Here is a 23,059-nt window from a genome sequence, read left to right as displayed (position 1 = left end):
TGGAAAACAAAGCGACGGTTATCTGACACAGTTTGTTGTTTAGTGCTGATGTTATAACCCTTAGCGTGTAAAGCATAGCTGAAACCATATGAAAAAGTACGAAAATTTATTTAAACAAACACTTACTTGCACTCTGTTATTCTTTTCCCATATCGTTGTCGCTGACATTGATAGCAATATTTATAGCCCAAGCGAGCTTACCAGGCGGGCAGAAATCTGGATAAACCAGCAATTGGCTATGCCGCAACAAGATGATATCCAAATAAATGTCAGCCAATTGGATGAACGTATTGGCGATAAAGAATGTCAGCAACCATTACAGTTTTTATTGTCTCAACCGATAACACAACGACAGAACACGATCCAAATTCGCTGCACAGCAGCAACGAGCTGGCAGCTCTATGTGCCGGTTAGGATTGATGAAGTAGTGCAAGCAGTAGTATTAACGCAAAACTTAACTACAGGAAGCAGTATAACGGCTACGATGCTTAATACAGAAAGTCGTGAACGCCGGTTTACCCGAGGTAGCCTGGTCACGAATGTTGATCAGGTCATTGGTGCCAAAACCCGTCGCTCGCTTTCAGTTGGACAAATTTTAACTTTGCAAGATCTTTGCCTTGTCTGTAAAGGAGATGTTGTTACAATATCAATCAGTAACAACGGACTGAATGTTGCCGCCACAGGCGTTGCTCAAAGTGACGGCAGCCTGGGAGATACCATTAGCGTACTCAACAGACAGTCAAATCGCACGATATCAGCAGACGTTGTTGCGGTAAATCAGGTTAGTATTATATTTTAAATAAATACTAAAGTTTTGCTGTTGAATGCCGTTAACCTGTGCATAAGGAACTGTATTAAGGTGATGAGGTACTAGCATGGCTATTAATATCAATAACTTGCAGAACAGCTCGCAAGTTAAAAATGATAAAGTTGAGCAAAATGTTCAGCGTCAACAAACGACGCTGCAGCAAAATGTTGCCCAAAACGCAACGCAAAAGCAGGATTCAGTGTCGATTACACCACAGGCTCAGCAGTTTTCAAAGCTGACGGAAAAAGCCAACGGTAGTTCAGGCATCGATCAGGAAAAAGTCGACAAGATTAAACAGGCGATTGCTGAAGGCCGATATAAGGTTAACGTAGAACAACTGGCACGACGTATTGTGCAGTTTGAGAGTGAGTTGTTCGGTAAAAAATGACCGACACTAGTCACCACATCACCGCCTTATTAGACCAGCAAAAGCAGCTACTGGACGAGCTGCTTTTGTTATTACGGCAGGAAATTGCCGCGCTTGCCAGCCGCGACGTTAGTGCGCTGGAGCACATTACCCAAGAAAAACTCACCACACTACAACAGCTGCAGGATAACGACGCTGCGCTAGCCGTTTCTGATGACATAGCGACCCACAAATCAGCCCCCTGGTTTGTACAACAAGTTGCCAGCCTCGATGCTCAGCTCAATGAGTGCAAAACCCAGAATGATATTAACCAGCTAACACTGGAGCAAAGCCAGCTTACACTGGCAAGATTTAAAACTGAGTTATTATCCAGCCGCGGCAAAGCAGGGCTGACTTACACCAGTAAAGGTAAACCGGCCGTAGATAGTAAAGGTAAAGGTGTAAAGGCCTGAACTGGACACTGCGCTGCAAGCAGTGTTCAGCTAATCAAAGATACCACATAGCACTGCAAGAACAACCTCGCTATTTAGTAATAATAGCGTACACTTTTTATCGTTTGTCTTGGCTGAGTATTCTGGTACAAGTTATAAACCTGCTTAAAATCCAGTTCAAGCTCAGTAATATAGACATCTTCAACAGCATAGGTTTTTACCACTCTGGCACCACTTATTATGCCTTTTACCGACGTTGACAGCCGTTCATCGGTCAGCACCATCGATCTAAGCTCATTGCGCGCGTCAATTTTTTGGCCGTAAACCTGCTCAGTTAACTCCTTGTATGCCTCTAACTTCGACGCTTTCATCGCTTGTAGCATTTTGTGCTCGCCGGTTTGGCCGAGCTGCAAACTAATCGGCGCATACCCCACTGCCGTCAGCACTGGAAACACCTCCGGTGTTACCTGTTGGTACTCGATATGCCGGTTTGCAAATGAAGAACAGCCAGTTACAGCGCAGAACATCGGTAGCAATAATAGATAACAAGGTTTCATTTTGTCTCCCAAGGTACAGTCATAGCACTGTACCAACGTTAATCAGCTGGAGGATAACGCTAGTCTTTGCAATCTAGCGATAAGCAATCAGATCCATTCAGCAAGAATCAAGCCAGCCTTTAATAGATTGGCTGTGCATAACCACTAAGGATCCATCTTGGCAATAAAACTATCTGTTAAAAGGCATACATTTTGCTTAGCTTGCTTACAGTGCCAATAAAACACCGAGCTTATATGAAACAGTACGCATTACTGGCTATTTTTGTCGCCGCCCTTTTTAATCCTTACGCCGCAGCAGATTGGTATGAGACTACCGGTCAAGCTGTAATTGAACAGGGTAACATTGAACAAGCACGCCAAGCCGCGATAGACGATGCAATTAAACGTGCCGCATTATTCGCCGGGGCCAGTTTAAGTAGCACTCAGCAGCTAGTTAATGGTGTATTGCAACAAGAGCGACTGGGTTTTATAAGCAATGGCGAAATCAGCCAGCTGCAACTATTAACCGAACAGCATGAAAACAATATGCTAACCATCACGTTACGGCTATATATTGAAGCCCAGAGTGATAACTGCAGTAACAATAGCTTCAGCAAACCTGTACTGTTACCGCAGCTTCAGCTAAAGGCCAGACAAGATGCGGTGCATGGTGATTTGTTTAAACTCGGTGAGCATGCTACTACACAACTGGAACGGCATTTGCGTGACTACAGCCCAGCAGCCACGCTACAGCTGTTGGCCCAACCGGTTTTGCCGTCAGCGTTGGTATACCCCACCACCGAACAGTTATTTAATCAAGGCCATCAGTACATCATCAGCGCACAGATAAACGACATGTCCTTGGGTCAAGCTAGCGGTGGCTTTTGGCAGCAAAAGGTCAAAGAACGCCACTTCTCAATAGAAGTAGCCTTGTTTGACTTATTTGAACAAACCACAGTATACCAACAAGAGTACCGCACCAGCGCGCCGTGGCCTTACCAAGAGCAAAGCACACCATCCAGCCACAGCCAGGCCTTTTGGAACATGGCTTACGGCCAGAAAATAGATCAGCTGTTGCAAATCATCGCCGAGGACATACAGCGACAACTCGCGTGCAAGCCACTGCTGAGCTCAGTATTACAAGTTAAAGGTAGCCGGATTATGCTGAATTTGGGTAAACAGCACGGCCTGCATATGGGTGACAGTCTCGAACTATTCCAGTTGCAGCGCCAGCCAACGACACCCGCGGTCAAACACTTGCTAAACAGCCAGCTTAAACTAACCGTCAGCAGCGTATCAGAACGCAATGCCTGGGCCACTGCCGACGATGGCAAGTTTTTACAACATATTCAGAGCGGCGACATTATTAGTGTGCGTAAAAACAGCGAACAGTGATCTGTTTAGTTCACAATAATAATCAGGTCTGATACACTCCGGCGCCGTTGCCCCATAGTTAAATGGATATAACGGCCCCCTCCTAAGGGGCAGTTGCAGGTTCGATTCCTGCTGGGGCAGCCAGTTTACTTTTGCGTTTTCACTTCGGCTTTATCACTGTCGTTCAGCGTTTGTCGCATTAACTCTACCGGAAAAAACAAGTGCAATGGTTGTTGCTTCGCTTGCTCCCACAAACTCTTTAACAGTAAACGCAAACGGCTGATCCGCGTGCCCCTGGCACGTAATGCGATAGCGAGTGCCAACGTAAAACTCACCCAAAGATTGACAAAGCCAATCATCAGCACAAACAGCAGCTGTAACAGGAAATTAAGTATGCCAAGTTCACCACTTATGGCGCTGTAACCCAGGTTCGCTGAAGAAAAAGCAACATGACGAATATCTAAAGGTAAGCCAGTTAAAAAACCAATATAACCCGTCATACCTAATAGCACACCAAAGAAAAAGTTACCGGCCAAAGCACCATAATTATCATGTAGATAATCGGCAAGCTGCTTACGTCGATGGTCTGACAGCAGCCGTTTTAATACAGGGTGATGAAACAGTCGTAAGCGCAATTCAAGACAATTAGCCCTATTGTCAAAGAAGCCGGCAATAATACCAGCGCAGAATAACCAAACCCCCGCGATAGCGGCGTAGAACAGCGCCAACCCAGTAAACGGCGACAAGGATTTAAGTTGATACGCCACAACTTCTGTAGACAAAAGCGGCTGTCCAGACCACCACAGTGCACACAGCGCTATTGTACTGGCAAGTAAAATAGCACTACTGACATTCCCCCATACCGCAGCCCACTGTGAACGGTTTACATCTATTAACAACGCCGCAAGTTTACGATTTACTGCTTTGCCGTTTTCTCCACGCTCTACCTCCAGTGCAAAACTGGCGGCTGTCATCGCTGGCTGTTTAGTGGCAATGGTAAAATGCAATATGTGTATTAATACAAAACCCAAACCATAGTTCAAACTTGCCAACACCGCGTTGTTTAAGGCGCTCAGGCCGAGACTTTGCAAATAAATTTTTAACAATGCCATCAAAGCAATAACAATACCGGCTCCGGCGGCCGATCGCATCAAAGTGAAAAACTCACTGCGGTTGCGGGTAATGTAGTGCTCGCCATGACCACTTTTATTGATGGTGATACTTTTTGACAGCATTTGCGTGCTGCTGCGCCACAACGCTGAAATACTATTGTGCTCACCACTGGCCTCGACCAGCAGCATTAACATAGACTGTACTTTGCTATTTTGCTTGCTCACGTCGCTGGTTAGAACATCCATTAACATGTCTATCCGGTCTAGTGTTTGCTCCAATCGTTCCAATAAATGTGCCACTGACACTGAACTACCAAGGCCGGCACCACGTCGGCGTAACCGTTCTACCTGCTCCCGGGATTGCTGCATCATAACCTGCAAATGTGCGGTGTCCAGCAAGTCGGCATCTGGCGAAACGAGCTGCTTGCGGCCACTTTCTACCAGCAAATTCATCTCGCGGCTAAGGGCAATAAAAGGTGAATCAATGCTGCTCAAACGCCTGTCTAACCTCATCAGATCCGGCTCTATTTCCTCTGCTGCAACCCAAATAGCCAGCATCTCCAGCGCGTATAAACTTTCCTCACGAAAGTGCGCCGTCATTTTTTCAACAGTAGCCGGACTAACTTGTGCAGCAACCAGACTAAAACATGCCAATAAATCGTCTTTGTTCAGCTTTTGCAGCCATTGTGCATCACTTTTGCCATCACACATCTGCACCAGCACATCTGCAAAATCATTTTGGTCATGTGGCGCCGGATTTAATCGTTCATATAAGCGCGAGGCCATTTCCCGAAAAAAGCCGGAGCGGGAAAATAAACCAAGGTTAACCAAAGCCGGATAAATGTTCACTTGTCCCAACCAACTAAAAAGTACTTCACCTAATTCGGCAGCATGACGGGGATTTGTCTGCAGAGCATCGCGTAGTTTTCCAGCCCGCTGTGCAGGATCGTTACCGAATTCACTGTAACTGAGCCAATCAATCAAGCCATTTAGCAAGGTGACAGGACAGCGTTGAGCAGAGAGGCTTCTGACCAGTGCTACAGCACTAAGTGTGTCCATATGGTAACTTTCCTTTGATAAAGCAATTAAAATTGATAATACCTGCTTTAAACTGCCTATTACCAGTATTGAACTGCGCAATTGTCGAGTTAAGCACCGTATTAAATAGCATCAAACGCTTACCGCGTAAGCTATATTAACCCAGCCATCCGGCAGAAGTGCTAATATTGGTCTGTTTATTGCTTATGGAAATGTACTGCAAAGCAGCAGTAAAACTTAATTGAATAATAAAGCAGGTACTACCATGCAGATAATGATTGGTTTGCTGGCGTTAATATTAGCCGGTTGCGCAACGGCTATTGACTCTGGACTGTCAGAAAGCAGCACCACGTCGGCTCCCCGACCAATGCTACCAGAAGGTATCGCACCTTACTCGGTGCATCAGTATGCCGGCGACATCGTTATGCAAATGCTGCAAAGTACCGCTTCGCTGCCGCGAGGTAGCACAGTCGCAGTTGCTACCTATGTGCTGGCAAATAATTTACAACAGAAAGTAAGTGCAGACATCGCACCTGAATTGGGTTTGCAACTACAGGAAAGCATCATGACATTACTGACACAAAGCGGCTTTGATGTTGTCGAAATCCGTTGGGATGAAAATATTATGCAGACATCAGAAGCAGAACTTGTGCTATCTCGTGAAGCTCACAACCGGCAAAATGTGCAGGCAGATTACCTGTTAACCGGCACTATGTTGCCTCAACAACATGCCTACTTTGTCAATACCCGGCTAATCAATACCCGACTTAGCCAGGTTGTCGCTGCCGCTACAACCGAAATACCGCTTAATGTGTTCTGGAGCAGAGGCACGGTTCAACTTAGAGCTGGCAAACTGTATCGTACTGGCCAATAAGGAGTCGACATGAAAACAATATTACTTAGCATGACTATGCTGACACTCACTGCCTGCAGTACGCCACCATCAGCCAGCCAACAGCCGAAACCGCATATGTCAGTTAATGCAGAGCGGCCCGCAAAAGAGCGCGCGGTAGCGACTCCTGCACAATTTCAGCCGGCAAAGTTTGTCAGCATCATGCCGGATAACAGCCGCGACACGGTAGATCGAATTACCATTCATCACTATATTCGCGGCATGATGCAAGACATGTTAATCGGCATGCAAAGCGTAACCGAGCAAACACCGGTAGCAGTGGCCAGCTTCCTCTATTTGGATACTGACTATAATCAGGCGTCAATGTTGGGTAATCAAATTGCCGAAAGCTTTATGCACGAGTTACATAACGCCGGTATTACAGTACTGGATTTTAAAGTCACGGACTATATTCGCGTTACCAACACTGGCGATTTGGTGCTAAGCCGTAATTATGAAGAGCTTGGTGGTAACCTTGCAGCTCGCTTTGCTGTGGGTGGTACTTTGGCCAACCACAAAGACGGAATATTAATCAATGCTCGAATGGTGCAGTTTGATAGCAAAGTCGTGGTTGCCTCCGCTCAAAGCCTGGTACCCCGCCAAGTTATAGATGCTTTGCTCCCAAGCGAAGTAGTCAATACGACACCGCTGATAAAAGGCCGCTAAGTGAGGAACAGGTGATGCAAAAATTAACCATGGCTCTGGCATTCAGCCTGCTGCTCGTGACTTGTCCCGGCAGCAGCGCAGTCAGCAATTACGATCATATTGTTCATCCAAACAATGTATTCCAAGACAGTTATACGCCTGGTCGGCACAAATTAAGCTTGGCAAATTACGTTGAACAAATGGTGCTGTCGTTAAAACGCAATGGCACAGTGCCAACAGAAGGCTCTATTGCTGTTGCGTCCTTTGTTGATTTTGATGCGAGCCTGACGCATAGCCATGCCTTAGGTAACCAATTGGCCGAAAATTTTATTACCCAACTACAAAAGTTTGGTTACAACGTTAATGAGACCAAAGCAAACGGGAAGTTAATAATTGATTCAAAAGGCGATTTTGTTTTTTCACGCAAGAAACGCACACGCTTTACCCGCACTAACTATTGCTGTGTACTAACTGGAACCTTGATCTATGCACCAACCGGAATCGAGGTAAACACGCGATTATTCAACACCCGGGATAACAGCTTAATATCCAGTAGCCAAACAACCATCCCCTATTTCGTCACCCGCCATTTAGGGGTGGTCGTCAGATAAAAGTGAGTAGTTGCTACTGGTACCTTGTGCTCAGATAGCAACTGCGGCTTTTATATGAGGATGCGCCTGATAATTGACTAAATTGAAATCGGCGTAACTAAACGCAAAAATATCTTTAATAGCTGGGTTTAGTTGCATTTGCGGCAGCGGATAGGGTTCACGCGCTAACTGAGTACTCACTTGATCTAAGTGATTTATATACAAATGAGCGTCACCAAAAGTATGTACAAATTCGCCTAATTGCAGCCCGCACACCTGTGCCACCATCATCGTTAACAAGGCGTAGCTGGCAATGTTAAATGGTACGCCAAGAAAGATATCCGCACTGCGCTGATACAGCTGACAAGATAACTTGCCATCATTAACGTAAAACTGAAACAACGTATGGCATGGCGGTAGGGCTTGCTTACCGACAGCAGCATTTTCTTTGGGTGACATTGATGTATCGGGTAACAAAGCCGGATTCCAGGCACTGACGATCAAGCGTCGTGAGTCCGGTGTTTGCTTTATATCGTTGATAACCTGTCTTATTTGATCAACTACCCGACCATCTGCTGCCTGCCAGCTGCGCCACTGAGCGCCATATACCGGCCCTAACTCGCCTTCTTCTGTTGCCCAACCATCCCAGATTGACACGCCGTTTTGCTTTAGATAAGCGATATTTGTCTCGCCTTTTAAGAACCACAGCAATTCATGGATGATGGAGCGTAAATGGCATTTCTTCGTGGTCACCAGCGGAAAACCTTGCTGTAAATCAAAGCGCATCTGGTATCCAAATACACTAATAGTGCCAGTACCAGTGCGGTCAGATTTTTTATGTCCGTGATCAATAACATGCCGCATTAAATCGAGATATTGTTTCATAATGTACTCTCCCGCTGCTGTGGCTTGTTGCTGTTCCAGTTAGCATAGACAATGATCCCAAATCCAACGATGATCATTGGCAGAGACAGCCACTGTCCCATCGACATGCCTGCAGATAACACACCAAGGTGCTGGTCGGGCTCACGATAAAACTCGACAAAAAAGCGTGCAATACCATATCCCGCCAGGAATAACCCACCTAAACTGCCTGCAGGAGGATTAAAACGACGATACAGCATGATAAGTGCAAACAACACCAGCCCCTCTAAGGCAAATTCATAAAGTTGTGATGGATGTCGAGGCAGCGGACCTGCAGCCGGAAATAACACCGCCCAAGGTACGTCTGTCGGACGCCCCCACAACTCGGCATTAATAAAGTTGCCTAAGCGTCCTGCCGCCAGCCCTAGGGGTATCAATGGCGCTACAAAGTCCCCCAGCTGCAGATAGGCTTTATTATTGCGCTTGGCAAACCAGGCCATCGCAACCAAAACCCCCAGCAACCCACCATGAAACGACATGCCACCAGTCCAAATTTTGAACAAGTACAACGGTTCAGCTAAAAACAGGTCAAACTGATAAAACAACACATATCCAATACGTCCACCAAGAATGACACCAAGAAAACCAATAAATAATAAGTCACTGACTTGTTGCTCCGTCCAGCCTGATGCGGGCTTTTTAGCCGCACGATTAGCCAGCCACCAGGCCAAGCCAAAAGCGATGAGATACATCAAACCATACCAACGCAAACTGATCGGCCCTATAGAAAAAATAATCGGGTCAATCTGTGGAAAAGTAAAAAAAACTGCAGACATAACGCCCCTTAACTTAGTATCATTTTTACTGCAATTAACAGCAGAAAAACTCCAAATACCCGTTTAATCGTCAGCACCGGCAGCTGCTGAACCAGCTTTGCTCCTATTGGAGCGGTAAATACAGACATCGCCACTATACCTAACAATGCCGGTAAATAAATATACCCGACAAACCCATCTGCAAGTTGATAGTGCCGCCAACCAGCGATAACGTAACCAAGCGTCCCAAATACTGCAACAGCAATACTGCTCGCTGCCGCGCAACCAATAGCACGGCGCATATCGACAGAAAAGTAATTTAGCATCGGTACAAACAAGGCTCCACCGCCAATGCCAAGCAAACTGCCGACACCACCGAGTAGTGCAGAAATACATATTGTTAGTAGAGTTCCAGGCAAAGGCTTTATACCTACCGCTGTGCGCGAGCCCAACATGCGTAACGCTAGTAAGAGGGCCGCAACACCAAAAATCATTTGTAATACAGCACCGCTGATATTATGTGCCAGATAGCCTACACACCAGGCACCTATTGCTGCGCCGACAAAGATGGCCCCTGCAATAGACCAAGGGACATTGCCCCAACGATGATGCGCCAATACGGAGGACGTTGCTGTGATAATAATTGATGCTAGCGACGTTGCGACCGCTACTAATATGGCTTGCTCAGCTGGCACTATACCAAAAGCAGGTAGTAGCATAACTAAGGCTGGGACTATAACTAAGCCACCGCCAATGCCTAGCAAACCGGCAAGAAAACCGGCCAGCGCGCCGAGCAACAGAGTAAAGGCAATAATACTTAACACAAGCTTTCTCTAAGCAACATTGGGGCTGCAGTATAACAGCTAAGCACGCTATCAAGCACGTAGCTGGCTGAGTAATTGTTTTTGCTCCAAAAAACGCTGTACATGCTGTCGGACTTGTTTAGCCGACTGGCATGCCAGCACCTCTGGCAACAGCAGCGCCAGTTCTGATAGCTCAACCCGCCGCAATAACCATTTTATCTTCGCCAGATTGCTACTGTTCATACTAAAGCTCGTGTAACCCATAGCAGCAAGCAACAAAATACCAGCTGGTTCGCCAGCCAACTCACCGCATACGCTGGTTGGAAACTGCAAACCCTGAGCCTGTTGATTAAACTGATGCAATGCTCTTAATACCGCTGGATGCATTGCATCATACAAGCTGGCAACCCGCGGATTATTCCGATCGACGGCCAATAAATATTGCGTTAGGTCATTCGTGCCAATAGAGCAAAAATCTACCTTCCGCGCCAGCTCGGGCAGCTGATACATAATAGAAGGCACTTCAATCATGACACCAATTTTGGGGCGGGGCAGCTCGATAGCAAGTTCATCACTCACTTCAAAACTCGCTTGCTTAATTAAACGTAACGATTCATCTACTTCCGCCAAATCAGAAATCATCGGTAGTAAAATATGCAAATTGTCTATTGCTAAATTGGCTTTCAACATGGCGCGTATTTGCACCAAAAATATCTCCGGATGATCCAATGTCAAGCGAATGCCACGCCAGCCCAAAAACGGATTTTCCTCTACAATACTAAAATACGGTAGCGCTTTATCACCACCAACGTCCAATGTGCGCATAATCACTGGCTTGGTTGGGTAACTTTCCAGCACTTTACGGTACAGCTCTATTTGTTCTTGCTCGGTTGGGAACCGGCTTCGCATAATAAACGGAAACTCAGTACGATAGAGCCCTACACCATCGGTATATGCCGGATTTGTGGTTTCCAGCTCTATCGCCAAGCCTGAATTCACCATCAGGTTAAACGCTTTGCCGCACAAAGATTGCGAGGGCTGAGCAATCTCAGCCAGATAACGAGCATTCAGGGCGGCATCTTCGCTAATTAAACGTTGGTACTCCAAACAAATGGCATCAACCGGAGACAACAAAATATGCCCTTGATAACCATCAACAATAAGCCGCTGTCGTTGCCAATGCAGTAGCGGAAGATCATTGACGCCCATTACCGCTGGAATACCCAAGGCCCGCGCCATAATCGCAGCATGCGAATTGACCGACCCTTTTAGTGAAACAATAGCTACTAGCTGATGCCGGGGTACCTCAGCCAACATCGTTGCCGTGACATTGTCAGCTACCAATACAACTTTTTCAGGCAGTTTAATTTTACGCTGTTCAGTGTCGAGTAAATTATTTAATACCCGCTGGCCCAGATCACGTATGTCTGTGCCCCGCTCGCGCAGATAAGGGTCATCCATATCATCAAATTGTCGGGCAAATTTTTCTACCACCCGCTTCAGTGCACTTTTTGCGCACCAGCCTTCCGCAATTTGTAGCTCTATTTCCCGGCCTAAGCTGGCGGCATCCAGCAATTGGTGGTAAACATCGAATATTGCCAATGCATCGGGCGGCAGGTGACCACTCATTCGCTCAGCAAGCCGGTTAAACTCTGCCTTAGTGATCTTTACTGCACGGTAAAAATGCGCCAGCTCTTTGTCTGCATCATCGGCGCGCTTGAGTGAGATGGCGTTAAAGTCATTAGCCGGCTCCAATACATAGGCTTCACCTATTGCGATACCAGGCGCACCAGGCAAACCTTTTAACTGACCCGTTTGTGTCTGGCTAGGGCTACTTTCACTCGCAGCCTGACGCATTTCAGCATTGGCCAGCACTGATGCTAGCTGCGCCCCTAAGGTGACTAAAAAAGACTCTTCATCTTCATTGAAAACCCGCTCGGCAGCTTGCTGGATGGTAAGCACACCCAACACTTTACGATGATGAATGATAGGGCAGCCCAAGAAGGCGGAAAAGTTATCTTCACTTACTTCTGGAGTAACTTTGAAACGGGGATGTAGATGAGCTTTGGCCAAATTAATGGGTTCTTCGCGCTGGCCTACCCAACCAATTAACCCCTCAGAAAAACCAATAGCTATGCTGCCAACAGCCTGGGGGTTGAGGCCATCCGTTGCCATCAGCATAAAATGCTGCTGTTCGTAATTTGCCAAATAGACTGAGCAACATTCCGTTGCCAACGCGTGTTTTACACTCGTGACTAAGCCAGCTAATGCATTTTGAAGCACTGGCTCTTGTGCTACATCCTGAACAATTCGCCGTAACTGGCCTAACATAAGAGCCTCTTTTTAGGTTGAAAACAGGTAAGCACCTGTTAAGTTAACCTTTTTTCTTACCTTCGCGACGTATAAACGGCAAAGCGACCGGGGCAAACTCTTTCATAACTTTTCGGTAAACTTCCCGCTTAAATGCAACAACCTGTCGCACAGGATACCAATAACTAACCCAACGCCAGCTATCAAACTCTGGATGAGTAGTTTTAAGTAAGTTTACGTCTTCGTCAGCGCACGTCAGTCGTAGCAAAAACCATTTTTGCTTCTGGCCGATACACACAGGATTGCTATCTTTACGGATCAGACGCTTTGGCAGTTTATACCTTAACCAATGCTTGGTTGTGGCAATAATTTCCACATCTGCGCCGGTAAGACCTACTTCTTCGTGCAATTCGCGAAACATGGCCTGCTCCGGTGTTTCACCGTCATCAATGCCACCCTGTGGATACTGCCAGGAATGCTGACCATACCGTTTTGCCCAAAACACCTGTCCCTGGTGGTTACAAATCACTATGCCGACATTGGCCCGAAAACCTTCGGCATCGATCACACAAACCTCTAGCGGATCACAAATCATTATGTAAAAGATTCTTTCACAAAGTCAGGACTTGGGCAAACGGTATTTTCGCCACAGCTTTTACATAGTTATGCACAATAATGAAGACAAAACAAACATCAATGTGCACTTTTTCACAGACTCTGTTGATAAGGCTGTGCAAAACACCTTGTTAGCCACTGTATATCTATTACTATGATAAGAATAAACGTCACAGAACAAAGTGAAACACAAGTAAAATCATAAACTTGAGTCATAACCCGATTATTAAAAATCAATATTTTGCTGTGTGTAAGTTGGTTTGCTGTGTTTTTAAGCAGCCAAAGCAGCAAAATAATGCTAGCGTGATCTGGTGATCACTAAAGGCTAGCATCATGTTGACTCCCCCCTCATCTAAAGAAGAACTGATGGCTCGCTGCTACGCCCTTGCAGGCCTTACATTGGGCCAGATAGCAGCCCAAACTCAACAACAAATACCCGATAATCTGCAAAAGTATAAAGGCTGGGTGGGACAACTGTTAGAACATGTATTGGGAGCAACAGCAGGTTCAAAGGCAGAGCCTGATTTCCCTCAGCTAGGTATTGAATTAAAAACGCTGCCGGTCAACGCGACGGGAAAACCACTGGAAAGCACTTATGTCTGTGTAGCACCGCTTACCGGCGAGCCTGGTCTGCAATGGCATGAATCCTGGGTCTGTCAGAAACTGCAGCAGGTGTTATGGCTACCGGTACTGGCAGAACGCACCATTCCTTTGGCAGACCGGGTTGTTGGTACCGCTTTCCTGTGGCGCCCTAACGCGGCTCAGCAAAAAGTATTGCAGCAAGACTGGGAAGAATTAATGGATATGATAAGCCTCGGCGGGATCCACAACATCAAAGGCGCAACCGGTAAAGTTCTCCAACTTAGACCCAAAGCAGCAAACAGCAGGGCAAGGACTGACGCAATTGGAGCGCATGGCGAACCGATAAAAACCTTACCGCGAGGTTTTTACCTTAAAGCCAGCTTTACCGCACTACTATTACAAGAGCAATTCCAGTTAGCTTAACATGGCAATTAAGCTAACTGGCTCTGTTTTGGTTAGTTGCGGTATTTATCAACAATTTGATTATAAGCTCCGCTTTCTCGCAACTGTGCCAGGCCAGTGTTAAATTGCCCCACTTGCTCAGCAGAAACTGACGCTTGGCTAAACATAACGTATACATCTGACGCCCCCAGGCTGATACTATGGGGTTGGATATACTTGTCCAGCCCTTTTCGCCGCAGAATAGACGCACCAACAAAACTATCTTCTAGTAAGCCATCTATTTCATCATCGAGCAAGCGGGCCATATTCAATTCACTGATAATCGCGCCAACAAAGTTACTTCGCAAACTGTCGTCCGCGTACAAATCTGATACCTCAGCGCCATAGTAATACTCATTGACAACCCCAACTTTATTGCCGGCAGTGATAAAACTTCTTAAGTCTGTAAAAGGTAAATTAACATCCTCCTTGCGAACATATAGCTGAAAGCGTTCTTGTCGGTATGGCTCAGAAAAATAGGCAAAACGCTGTCGATCTTCCGTTTTCGATGCGCCTAAGACAAAATCTACTTTACCCTCACGCAGTAAAGTCAGTAATTCCAGCCAGCTGCCCTGCACAACATCTAGAGTACACCCCATACCTGTTGTAATATTTTGCACCAATTCTACATCAAGACCTGCAACGGTATTGCCTACGGTCATATATTGGTATGGCTCCCAAGCGTCAATTCCCATAGTAAAGCTACAAGCCGCAATTGCAGGTTCCGGCTCAGGTGCAGCAACAGCAGCTTGTTGCACCGCGGGCTTGCAAGACGTTAACAGGGAACAGGCTACAGCGAACAGCAACATATAGGTTTTCATATTACACCTCAAGACGTTACGCATTGAAATAAGCGTAGTGCATAAGATAGAAAACTGCACAAATAATCGTTAGTTTGCGGTACTGCTATTTTTGCGGGTTAGGTGTTTCACGCCTTTTCGGCGCACCAAACAGCACGTTAAATCGCTGCCGGTTGGAATTTGCAGTAGTAAATTCTGTTAGCATATTACGCCATTCGTAAAATGTGATAGTAATCGGATTATCTGAATTAAAATCGTCAGTGATACCATAACGACAAGGCTCTGCGTCCTGCTCGGCAACAAAAGTACCAAAAAGTCGATCCCAGATAATCAATACACCGGCGAAATTCTTATCAATATACAAAGCATTGCATGCATGGTGCACACGATGATGTGAGGGCGTGTTAAACAGCCATTCCAAGATGCCAAGTTTTTCTACCACTTGAGTATGAACAAAAAATTGAAATGCCAAGTTCAAAGCGACTACAGCAAAAACTGTCTTCGGGTCAAAACCAAGCAAAATCATTGGCGTCCAAAACAGCCACATTCCTGACAAGGGATAAGTTAGACTTTGACGCAATGCGGTGCTGAAATTCATTTGCCGCGAGCTGTGATGGGTAACATGGGATGCCCAAAGCCAACGAACATGGTGCGAAGCTCGGTGAAACCAGTAATACAAAAAATCTTGCAATAAAAACATTGCTATGACGCTAAACACACTCATTTCAACAGTAAATATGCGCCATTGATATAACCAGAGAAAAAATGGCATTAGTAATATCAACGCAATCATATCGCTTGCCTGATGCAACAAAGCCAACACAGCATTTGCCAGGCTGTCTTGCCAGCGATATATCGCCGGAACCTTGTTGCGAGAGCGGTACCATTCCCAGCCGATAAAACCAAGAAACAGTGGGCTTAAAGCCAATAGAATTAACTCAACAGGGATCATTTACTATTATCCAGTCTGTATATTGATACCGGGGGGGTTTAAACCTACACAATTAACGTACTGGCAGGTCAAACCTTGCGAACATGCGATCAATATCTTCCTGATTACGAAGCAAATTAGCTTTCTCTACGACATCTCGCGTAAGGTGTGGAGCAAAACGTTCAATAAAATCATACATATAGGTTCGTAAAAACGCGCCTTTTCGGAAACCAATTTTTGTTGTGGAAGCGTCAAATAAATGACTAGCATCGATAGCGACCAAGTCCTTGTCCAGTTCTTTATCCATTGCCATGGAGGCGATAACACCTACCCCTAACCCTAACCGGACATAGGTTTTAATAACATCAGCATCTGTTGCGGTAAATACGATTTTCGGCTCAAGCCCTTTGGCAGCGAATGCGCGATCCAATTCTGAGCGCCCGGTAAAGCCAAATACATAAGTAACAATTGGGTGCTGTGCTACATCTTCTACTTGCACTTTGCGCCCCAATTGTAACAACGGATGGTCCTGCCGCACTATCACACTACGATTCCAGTGATAGCATGGCAACATCACTAAATCGTTATATAAATGCAGCGCCTCAGTAGCAATGGCAAAATCCGCATCACCGCGGGAAGCAGCTTCTGAGATTTGTTGTGGTGTGCCCTGATGCATATGCAGTGATACTTTAGGATATTTCTGCATAAAGCCGCTGATAACTGGCGGCAGTGCATAACGAGCCTGAGTATGAGTAGTCGCTATATTAAGCTTACCTTGGTCTGGTAACGTATGTTCTTTAGCAACAGCCTTAATGCTTTCTACTTTTGCTAAAATTTGCTGAGCAATATCAATTACATCACGACCCGCTGGTGTCACATGGGTTAAGTGTTTGCCACTGCGGCCAAACACCTGGATACCCAGTTCATCTTCCAGCATACGTACCTGCTTGCTGATACCTGGCTGAGAGGTATAAAGGCTTTCTGCCGTTGAGGAGACATTTAAATTATGATTTAACACTTCAACGATATAGCGCAGTTGCTGCAATTTCATGTGTCACAGGTCCGGTAATGGCATATCATTGCTCAATATACATATCTGGCAGGATATTCCAACTAATTTTTAATTAGGCTCTTACTATATCAAATGGTAACTAAAAAGCGGTATCTAGCCCGAAAACGCATTGACTGAATAGGAGATATAATGACTTTAGCCACTCCAAGCATCGACTTTGCGGCTGTACTGGCGTCTACCGTGCATGACATGAAAAATTCGCTATGTATGCTGATACAGTCGACAGAGCTGATACAGCAAGAAAGTCGGCAGCTATCAGAGCCGGCCCGTGATGAACTCGCCCGATTGAACTATGAAGCTAACCGGCTAAATTCCAATCTATTGCAACTACTATCACTTTATCGAATGGAACGGCAGCGGCTACCTGTGCAGATTGATCAGCACTATATTGCAGACATCGTTGAGGAAATCTTGCTTAAAAACCAGTTTTATATAGAACAACGTAATTTTACCATCCATGTCGAACAACCAGAGCAGCTAAACTGGTTTTTTGACTACGATTTAATGTTAAATATGCTTAATGATGCGGTGGCAAATGCACTACGTTATGGCGATAAAGAAATATTACTGCGATTTAGCCAACACGCTGACACTTTATTAATAGAAGTGCATGACGATGGTCCTGGTTTTCCTGTATTTATGCTAAACAGCGATGAAATTGATATGAACACACCAGATTTAACGGGCAATCATACCGGGCTTGGAATATTTTTTGCTAAGCTAATTGCTAAAGCCCATACCAATAAAGGGCAGTCAGGTATTGTTGAGCTCGCCAATGCCAGTCGCTATGGAGGTGGCATATTCAGGGTAACATTACCCTGAATAATACAGATAGCTGTTATTTCAGCTGTTTTGTGATTAATATGATTGATGGAGACTGTGTAAATTGAGGCTGAAATGCTGTTAACCTTAATCATTACCTTGGTAATTGCGTTGGTGGTTATTGCCGTTATTGTCAATGCCATTCAGCAACACAAGGAGCGGCTGGCTACGTTGAAACGTGCGGAGTACAGTAAGCTGCGCGCGGTACTGGAAGACACTGAAGAGTTACTGGTTAACACCGCTAGCGTGCCGTTGTCACCTGCGCTGAGCCAGATGCTATTAAAGCGCAGCGCATCTACGTTAAGCGCTATGGTCGAACTTGAACCTGGCGCACGCGACTTAAAACAACGGCTTAAGGAAACCGAGACCAAACTTACAGAAAGCAATGCTAGCAGTATAGAGTTCAATGAAAACGTTACACTGCCAGACAATGATCAACAGCTAATCGCCATGATAAAGGGCATAAAACGCCTACGCACGGTTGTACGGTCTGAGCATGCAAAAGGCAACGTTGACACACCAATAGTGATACACGAAGACCGCCGGTTGGAAGTCCTTCAGCTACGGATCAATGTTGAGAGTCAGATAAAACGTGGTAACCAAGCACGCACAAACAATATGTTGGGCTCAGCACGACAATATTTTGAAAAAGCCCTGACTGCACTTGGCGGTTCACCTCATCAGGATGATTATACTACCACCCGAAAATCTGAAGTGATACAAGCCTTGGAAGATATTGCACGACAGCTTAAAGAAGGTAATGTGCGCGATAGAGAGAAAAAAGAAGAAAAAGAAAACAAAGATTTGGACGAGCTGTTTGCGCCAAAACGCAAATGGTAGTGCAACCAATTTAAAAACGGGCCGCAGTCGCGGCCCGTTTTGTTTCGGCATTGCCGCTACATCAGGCTTTAGTGACAACCCACTTACCACCCTCATACCATGCAGACCAACCGGTAGCTTTGCCGTCTTTTTCCGACATCACATACTGCTGCTTGGTCTTACGGCTCCAACGCACTACCGCATGGTTACCTTCGGGGTCTTTTACCGGCGCATCAGCCAGGTAATAGAACTTAGGTGACAACTGAGCACGGTACTTTGCCAGTTCCGCCACCAACGGTGCCCGCGTTTCGCGTGACTTCGGAAAAGTAGATGCCGCAAGGAACAAACCTGCTGCACCATCACGCAGTACAAAGTACGCATCCGACTTCTCGCATTTCAGCTCCGGCAAATGCACGGGGTCTTCTTTTGGCGGTGCAGCTTCGCCACTGCGCAGCAGTTTGCGGGTATTTTTACAGTCGGTATTGGTACAACCAAAATACTTACCGAAACGGCCGGATTTTAACTGCATATCGCTGCCACATTTGTCGCATTCGATTAGCGGACCATCGTAGCCTTTAATTTTAAAGCTACCCTGCTCTACCTGGTAACCATCACACGCCGGGTTATTGCCACATACGTGCAATTTGCGTTGCTCGTCAATCAGATAGCTGTCCATCGCGGTGCCGCATTTGTTGCAGCGTTTTTTCTGCCGCAGCGCCTCGGTTTCCATTTCATCTTCGTCGCTGACATTTACCGCTACATCGCCGGACACCAGATTCATGGTGGTGGTACAACGCTCTTTCGGCGGCAGGTTGTAACCCGAGCAGCCTAAAAATACCCCGGTAGACGCCGTGCGAATGCCCATAGGCCGGCCACACGTCGGACAAACAATATCGGTCAACACAAATTGGTTTACCCGCATACCACCCTGCTCAGGGTCGTTTTCCGCGGTTTTCAGTTTTTGATAGAAATCACCGTAAAAGCTGTCTAACTCTTTACGCCACTGTGCCTGACCGTTGGCAATATCATCCAGCTTCAGCTCCATATTGGCGGTAAAGTCGTAGTTCATCAGGTCGTTAAAATTTTCAACCAGACGGTCGGTAACGATCTCGCCCATCTTTTCAGCATAAAAGCGCTTATTTTCTACCCGCACATAGCCACGGTCCTGGATGGTCGAAATAATAGACGCGTAAGTAGATGGCCGACCGATGCCGCGCTTTTCCAACTCTTTTACCAAGCTTGCTTCACTGAAGCGCGCTGTCGGCTTGGTAAAGTGCTGTGCACTGGTTAATTGCTGCAGTTGCAACATTTCGCCGGGTTTAACGTCCGGTAGCAAGCTGTCTTCTTCGTCTTTACGCTTAACCGCCGGCTGCACCTTAGTCCAGCCATCAAAGCGCAGTACACGGCCTTTGGCTTTTAATTCAAAGTCTGCTGCCTGCACAATAATATTGCTTACGTCGTACAACGCAGGGGGCATCTGGCACGCCACAAACTGACGCCAAATTAATTCATACAGTTTACGCGCATCGGCCTCCATATCGCCCAGACTGCCAGCCAATACGTTGACATCTGAAGGTCGTATCGCTTCGTGAGCTTCCTGCGCATTGGCTTTGCTGCCGTAACTCAACGGCTGCTCCGGCAAATATTTTTTACCAAACTGTGCACTGATATAGTCGCGACACGCGCTTACCGCGTCCGCACTTAAATTCGTCGAGTCGGTACGCATATAAGTAATGTGGCCGGCCTCGTACAAACGCTGTGCCAGCATCATGGTTTTCTTTACGCCATAGCCCAGCCGCGTACTGGCCGCCTGCTGCAGTGTAGACGTGATAAAAGGTGCTTGTGGTTTGCTGCTGCTGGGTTTGTCTTCGCGCTCAAGTACCTTGTAACCCGCCTTGTTCAGCACGGCTAAAGCAGCATCGGCTTCGGCTTTATTCGCCGGTTTAAAGGCTTTGCCCTGTTGCTTGGTTACATCCAGTTGCAACGCCTGTTTGGCCGCCGTTAGGGTATCGGCAGCCACTGTCCAGTATTCTTCCGGCACAAAGGCTTTAATCTCGCGCTCGCGCTCTACCACCAGGCGCACAGCGACAGACTGCACACGGCCGGCAGACAAACCTCGAGCGACTTTTTTCCACAACAGCGGCGATACCATAAAGCCGACTACGCGGTCGAGAAAACGCCGGGCCTGCTGTGCATTTACCCTATCGACATTAACATCACCAGGCTCTTCAAACGCATTTTGGATAGCATTTTTAGTAATTTCGTTAAACACGACCCGCTTAAAGCGTTGTTCATCACCACCGATAATCTGCTGCAAGTGCCAGGCTATCGCTTCCCCTTCACGGTCTAAGTCCGTCGCCAGATATACAATGTCTGCCTTTTCAGCCAACGCTTTGAGCTCTTTAACCACTTTTTCTTTACCGGGCAAAATTTCATAGCGCGCTTTCCAACCATGCGCCGGGTCTATACCCATACGGTCTACCAGCGCCTGGTATTCTTTTTCTTCTTTGCTCAGTGTTTTGTTCGCGGCAGCCTTGTCTTTACTGCTGCTGGTGGGCAAATCGCGAATATGACCTACGCTGGACTTAACGATAAAGTCTTTGCCAAGATATTTATTGATCGTTTTTGCTTTTGCCGGTGATTCAACTATTACCAGTGATTTCGCCATCTTAATACCAAGATCCCTAACATTTTGTGCATGTCATCGCCGCTGCTTTTTAACGTATATCCGTAAACCGCAGTTGTGACAAGTGAATAAACTCATTATTATGCAAACCAGCTCAATTTAAGAGCTGTCTGTCTAAAGCTTAGCCAGAACTAATGAAGCATCCTAAGTGGCCGCAAAAATAATAAAAACAGTGCCCATACCTAATAAAGGATATAAAGCAAAAATGAAATTCTTTGAAGCAAACTTTGATGGCCTGGTCGGGCCAACCCATAACTATGCCGGTTTATCAGTCGGCAATGTTGCCTCGTTGTCTAACGCAAAAAACAGCTCCAGCCCACGCCAGGCTGCCAAGCAAGGCTTAAGTAAAATGAAAGCCTTACACGATTTGGGCATGGTGCAGGGCGTATTAGCACCACAGGAACGTCCTGATGTCTATACCTTACGCCGCTTAGGGTTTACAGGTTCAGATGCTCAGGTCATAGCCAAAGCAGCAAAACAGGCGCCCGCAGTATTCAGAGCGGTGTGCTCGGCTTCCAGCATGTGGACAGCCAATGCGGCTACCATATCACCCAGTGCTGATACGCATGATGGTAAAATACATTTTACCCCTGCTAACCTGACCAACAAATTCCATCGCTCGCTAGAGCCCGTGACGACCGGCAAAATTTTGCAAGCGATGTTCCGTAACCCGGAGCATTTTGCGCATCATACACATTTACCTGACAATGATCACTTCGGTGATGAAGGCGCGGCGAATCATACCAGACTTTGCAGCCGCTATGGCAACCGTGGCGTTGAACTGTTTGTATTTGGCCGTTATGCCTTTGATAACAGCAAACCGGCCCCGAAACGCTTCCCAGCCCGCCATACTCTGGAAGCCTGTGAAGCCGTAGCGCGCTTGCATGGCTTAAGTGATGAACATGTGGTTTATATGCAGCAAAACCCTGACGTTATCGATCAGGGCGTGTTTCATAACGACGTTATTGCTGTGGGCAACCAAAACGTGCTGTTTTATCATCAACAAGCTTTTGTTGATACGCAAAATAAACTAGCAGAACTACAGCGCAAATTTGGTAATGACAGCGAATTACACCTTATTGAAGTCAAAGATTCAGAAGTCACTGTGGCGCAAGCGGTTAAAACTTACCTGTTTAATACCCAGGTAATCACATTACCCAATGGTGAAATGGCAATTATCGCTCCTACCGAAAGCCAGGATCATACCGCCGTTTCAGCCTACCTGGCCGAGCTTACGCAGCGTAATACGCCGATTAAGCATGTCCATTACTATGATGTAAAACAAAGCATGCAAAATGGCGGTGGCCCTGCTTGTCTGCGACTGCGCGTGGCGATGAGCGAAACCGAAAAGCAAGCGCTAAATCAAAACGTGTTAATGAATGACGACTTATTCACCACGTTAAATCTATGGGTAGATAAGCATTACCGTGATCAGATAAGCGAAGCAGATTTAGCGGATCCACAATTGCTAATTGAAACCCGCACCGCACTGGATGAGTTAACTCAGATCCTGGATCTTGGATCTGTGTATCAATTTCAGCTGGGCTAATTAGTTATAGGACTTCAGGTAAATAAGGGAGTGACAACTCCCTTCAAACCACACTCACATTCCCCGAAAAGTTCCCGATAGCACTCTAAGATGCATTAGTTAATTGGAAGCCCCACCTCTGAGTGAATTTTAATATTTATCTAATACTGAACCAAAG

General features: G+C 46.3%; 22 protein-coding genes and 1 tRNA gene. 12 read left to right on the top strand and 11 right to left on the bottom strand.

Annotated elements, in window-relative coordinates:
- Nucleotides 1–88: 88 nt before the first annotated feature.
- The 3 genes from flgA to flgN all read left to right on the top strand — a co-directional run bounded on the left by flgA (nucleotide 89) and on the right by flgN (nucleotide 1,627).
- On the top strand, nucleotides 89–799 hold the full coding sequence (gene flgA, locus I4W93_RS01150) for a flagellar basal body P-ring formation chaperone FlgA (RefSeq protein ID WP_205310264.1): 711 nt from the start codon (nucleotides 89–91) through the stop codon (nucleotides 797–799).
- A gap of 76 nt (nucleotides 800–875) precedes the next feature.
- The gene (flgM, locus tag I4W93_RS01145) at nucleotides 876–1,196 is read left to right on the top strand and encodes a flagellar biosynthesis anti-sigma factor FlgM (protein ID WP_205310265.1); all 321 of its coding nucleotides are present in this window, start codon (nucleotides 876–878) and stop codon (nucleotides 1,194–1,196) included.
- Entirely contained in the window at nucleotides 1,193–1,627 is a 435-nt protein-coding gene (flgN, locus tag I4W93_RS01140; protein ID WP_205310266.1) for a flagellar export chaperone FlgN, read from the top strand. Before flgM ends, flgN begins: the two co-directional genes overlap by 4 nt.
- 74 nt (nucleotides 1,628–1,701) lie before the next feature.
- Here flgN and I4W93_RS01135 read toward each other — a convergent pair whose 3' ends face one another.
- The gene (locus I4W93_RS01135) at nucleotides 1,702–2,163 is read right to left on the bottom strand and encodes an LPP20 family lipoprotein (RefSeq protein ID WP_205310267.1); all 462 of its coding nucleotides are present in this window, start codon (nucleotides 2,161–2,163) and stop codon (nucleotides 1,702–1,704) included.
- Between the two features lie 234 nt (nucleotides 2,164–2,397).
- On the opposite strand from I4W93_RS01135, the gene I4W93_RS01130 reads away from it, so the two are divergent.
- Together I4W93_RS01130 and I4W93_RS01125 are read left to right on the top strand one after the other, a co-directional pair.
- The gene (locus I4W93_RS01130; protein ID WP_205310268.1) at nucleotides 2,398–3,537 is read left to right on the top strand and encodes a flagellar assembly protein T N-terminal domain-containing protein; all 1,140 of its coding nucleotides are present in this window, start codon (nucleotides 2,398–2,400) and stop codon (nucleotides 3,535–3,537) included.
- A 48-nt stretch (nucleotides 3,538–3,585) separates the two neighbouring features.
- Nucleotides 3,586–3,660, top strand: a tRNA-Arg gene (locus tag I4W93_RS01125).
- Nucleotides 3,661–3,662: 2 nt separating this feature from the next.
- Here I4W93_RS01125 and I4W93_RS01120 read toward each other — a convergent pair.
- Nucleotides 3,663–5,687: a site-specific recombinase gene (locus tag I4W93_RS01120; protein WP_205310269.1), complete on the bottom strand. Its 2,025-nt coding sequence runs from the start codon at nucleotides 5,685–5,687 to the stop codon at nucleotides 3,663–3,665.
- A gap of 244 nt (nucleotides 5,688–5,931) precedes the next feature.
- Here I4W93_RS01120 and I4W93_RS01115 point away from each other — a divergent pair, with 244 nt between their 5' ends.
- Genes I4W93_RS01115 through I4W93_RS01105 form a run of 3 tightly spaced genes read left to right on the top strand, consistent with a single transcriptional unit; the run spans nucleotide 5,932 to nucleotide 7,814 of the window.
- Nucleotides 5,932–6,540: a FlgO family outer membrane protein gene (locus tag I4W93_RS01115; RefSeq protein WP_205310270.1), complete on the top strand. Its 609-nt coding sequence runs from the start codon at nucleotides 5,932–5,934 to the stop codon at nucleotides 6,538–6,540.
- A 9-nt stretch (nucleotides 6,541–6,549) separates the two neighbouring features.
- Entirely contained in the window at nucleotides 6,550–7,224 is a 675-nt protein-coding gene (locus tag I4W93_RS01110; protein WP_205310271.1) for a FlgO family outer membrane protein, read from the top strand.
- 14 nt (nucleotides 7,225–7,238) lie between these two features.
- Nucleotides 7,239–7,814 (top strand): FlgO family outer membrane protein, encoded by a 576-nt coding sequence (locus tag I4W93_RS01105; protein WP_205310272.1) that lies wholly within the window; start codon nucleotides 7,239–7,241, stop codon nucleotides 7,812–7,814.
- A 30-nt stretch (nucleotides 7,815–7,844) separates the two neighbouring features.
- Here I4W93_RS01105 and I4W93_RS01100 read toward each other — a convergent pair whose 3' ends face one another.
- The 5 genes from I4W93_RS01100 to rppH are packed head-to-tail and all read right to left on the bottom strand — an operon-like array spanning nucleotide 7,845 to nucleotide 13,153.
- A complete protein-coding gene (locus tag I4W93_RS01100) occupies nucleotides 7,845–8,678 on the bottom strand; it encodes a thymidylate synthase (RefSeq protein WP_205310273.1) in 834 nt (277 codons plus the stop codon).
- A complete protein-coding gene (gene lgt, locus I4W93_RS01095; RefSeq protein WP_205310274.1) occupies nucleotides 8,675–9,493 on the bottom strand; it encodes a prolipoprotein diacylglyceryl transferase in 819 nt (272 codons plus the stop codon). Before lgt ends, I4W93_RS01100 begins: the two co-directional genes overlap by 4 nt.
- An 8-nt stretch (nucleotides 9,494–9,501) precedes the next feature.
- Entirely contained in the window at nucleotides 9,502–10,296 is a 795-nt protein-coding gene (locus I4W93_RS01090) for a sulfite exporter TauE/SafE family protein (RefSeq protein ID WP_205310275.1), read from the bottom strand.
- A gap of 51 nt (nucleotides 10,297–10,347) precedes the next feature.
- A complete protein-coding gene (gene ptsP, locus I4W93_RS01085; protein ID WP_205310276.1) occupies nucleotides 10,348–12,606 on the bottom strand; it encodes a phosphoenolpyruvate--protein phosphotransferase in 2,259 nt (752 codons plus the stop codon).
- A gap of 43 nt (nucleotides 12,607–12,649) precedes the next feature.
- On the bottom strand, nucleotides 12,650–13,153 hold the full coding sequence (gene rppH / locus I4W93_RS01080) for an RNA pyrophosphohydrolase (protein WP_205310277.1): 504 nt from the start codon (nucleotides 13,151–13,153) through the stop codon (nucleotides 12,650–12,652).
- Between the two features lie 380 nt (nucleotides 13,154–13,533).
- Between rppH and mutH the strand changes: the two genes are divergently transcribed.
- Nucleotides 13,534–14,205 (top strand): DNA mismatch repair endonuclease MutH, encoded by a 672-nt coding sequence (mutH, locus tag I4W93_RS01075; protein WP_205310278.1) that lies wholly within the window; start codon nucleotides 13,534–13,536, stop codon nucleotides 14,203–14,205.
- 32 nt (nucleotides 14,206–14,237) lie between these two features.
- Here mutH and I4W93_RS01070 read toward each other — a convergent pair whose 3' ends face one another.
- The 3 genes from I4W93_RS01070 to cysB form a co-directional block, all read right to left on the bottom strand.
- Nucleotides 14,238–15,044, bottom strand: coding sequence for a substrate-binding periplasmic protein (locus I4W93_RS01070; protein ID WP_205310279.1), 807 nt, complete (start codon nucleotides 15,042–15,044; stop codon nucleotides 14,238–14,240).
- A gap of 85 nt (nucleotides 15,045–15,129) precedes the next feature.
- Nucleotides 15,130–15,975, bottom strand: coding sequence for a sterol desaturase family protein (locus tag I4W93_RS01065; RefSeq protein WP_205310280.1), 846 nt, complete (start codon nucleotides 15,973–15,975; stop codon nucleotides 15,130–15,132).
- Nucleotides 15,976–16,027: 52 nt separating this feature from the next.
- Nucleotides 16,028–17,005, bottom strand: a complete 978-nt coding sequence (cysB, locus tag I4W93_RS01060; protein ID WP_205310281.1) for an HTH-type transcriptional regulator CysB — start codon at nucleotides 17,003–17,005, stop codon at nucleotides 16,028–16,030.
- A 150-nt stretch (nucleotides 17,006–17,155) separates the two neighbouring features.
- On the opposite strand from cysB, the gene I4W93_RS01055 reads away from it, so the two are divergent.
- Nucleotides 17,156–17,848 (top strand): sensor histidine kinase, encoded by a 693-nt coding sequence (locus tag I4W93_RS01055; RefSeq protein ID WP_205310282.1) that lies wholly within the window; start codon nucleotides 17,156–17,158, stop codon nucleotides 17,846–17,848.
- Nucleotides 17,849–17,923: 75 nt separating this feature from the next.
- Entirely contained in the window at nucleotides 17,924–18,688 is a 765-nt protein-coding gene (locus I4W93_RS01050) for a hypothetical protein (protein WP_205310283.1), read from the top strand.
- Between the two features lie 61 nt (nucleotides 18,689–18,749).
- On the opposite strand, the gene topA is transcribed toward I4W93_RS01050, so the two are convergent.
- Nucleotides 18,750–21,335, bottom strand: coding sequence for a type I DNA topoisomerase (gene topA / locus I4W93_RS01045; protein WP_205310284.1), 2,586 nt, complete (start codon nucleotides 21,333–21,335; stop codon nucleotides 18,750–18,752).
- 223 nt (nucleotides 21,336–21,558) lie between these two features.
- Between topA and astB the strand changes: the two genes are divergently transcribed.
- Nucleotides 21,559–22,902, top strand: a complete 1,344-nt coding sequence (astB, locus tag I4W93_RS01040) for an N-succinylarginine dihydrolase (protein WP_205310285.1) — start codon at nucleotides 21,559–21,561, stop codon at nucleotides 22,900–22,902.
- The last annotated feature ends 157 nt before the right edge of the window (nucleotides 22,903–23,059 follow it).

The sequence above is a fragment of the Rheinheimera maricola genome, from assembly GCF_016918075.2.
Taxonomy (GTDB): domain Bacteria; phylum Pseudomonadota; class Gammaproteobacteria; order Enterobacterales; family Alteromonadaceae; genus Alishewanella; species Alishewanella maricola_A.
Note: the sequence above shows the minus strand (reverse complement) of the source record. Positions and strands in the feature narration are given on the sequence as shown.

Coding starts and splice junctions, on each gene's coding strand:
- I4W93_RS01135 (WP_205310267.1), bottom strand. CDS start 2,163: ATGAAACCTTGTTATCTATTATTGCTACCGATGTTCTGCGCTGTAACT.
- topA (WP_205310284.1), bottom strand. CDS start 21,335: ATGGCGAAATCACTGGTAATAGTTGAATCACCGGCAAAAGCAAAAACG.
- ptsP (WP_205310276.1), bottom strand. CDS start 12,606: ATGTTAGGCCAGTTACGGCGAATTGTTCAGGATGTAGCACAAGAGCCA.
- I4W93_RS01070 (WP_205310279.1), bottom strand. CDS start 15,044: ATGAAAACCTATATGTTGCTGTTCGCTGTAGCCTGTTCCCTGTTAACG.
- I4W93_RS01065 (WP_205310280.1), bottom strand. CDS start 15,975: ATGATCCCTGTTGAGTTAATTCTATTGGCTTTAAGCCCACTGTTTCTT.
- I4W93_RS01120 (WP_205310269.1), bottom strand. CDS start 5,687: ATGGACACACTTAGTGCTGTAGCACTGGTCAGAAGCCTCTCTGCTCAA.
- I4W93_RS01100 (WP_205310273.1), bottom strand. CDS start 8,678: ATGAAACAATATCTCGATTTAATGCGGCATGTTATTGATCACGGACAT.
- I4W93_RS01110 (WP_205310271.1), top strand. CDS start 6,550: ATGAAAACAATATTACTTAGCATGACTATGCTGACACTCACTGCCTGC.
- cysB (WP_205310281.1), bottom strand. CDS start 17,005: ATGAAATTGCAGCAACTGCGCTATATCGTTGAAGTGTTAAATCATAAT.
- I4W93_RS01050 (WP_205310283.1), top strand. CDS start 17,924: ATGCTGTTAACCTTAATCATTACCTTGGTAATTGCGTTGGTGGTTATT.
- astB (WP_205310285.1), top strand. CDS start 21,559: ATGAAATTCTTTGAAGCAAACTTTGATGGCCTGGTCGGGCCAACCCAT.
- mutH (WP_205310278.1), top strand. CDS start 13,534: ATGTTGACTCCCCCCTCATCTAAAGAAGAACTGATGGCTCGCTGCTAC.
- flgA (WP_205310264.1), top strand. CDS start 89: ATGAAAAAGTACGAAAATTTATTTAAACAAACACTTACTTGCACTCTG.
- I4W93_RS01105 (WP_205310272.1), top strand. CDS start 7,239: ATGCAAAAATTAACCATGGCTCTGGCATTCAGCCTGCTGCTCGTGACT.
- I4W93_RS01115 (WP_205310270.1), top strand. CDS start 5,932: ATGCAGATAATGATTGGTTTGCTGGCGTTAATATTAGCCGGTTGCGCA.
- flgN (WP_205310266.1), top strand. CDS start 1,193: ATGACCGACACTAGTCACCACATCACCGCCTTATTAGACCAGCAAAAG.
- I4W93_RS01130 (WP_205310268.1), top strand. CDS start 2,398: ATGAAACAGTACGCATTACTGGCTATTTTTGTCGCCGCCCTTTTTAAT.
- flgM (WP_205310265.1), top strand. CDS start 876: ATGGCTATTAATATCAATAACTTGCAGAACAGCTCGCAAGTTAAAAAT.
- I4W93_RS01055 (WP_205310282.1), top strand. CDS start 17,156: ATGACTTTAGCCACTCCAAGCATCGACTTTGCGGCTGTACTGGCGTCT.
- lgt (WP_205310274.1), bottom strand. CDS start 9,493: ATGTCTGCAGTTTTTTTTACTTTTCCACAGATTGACCCGATTATTTTT.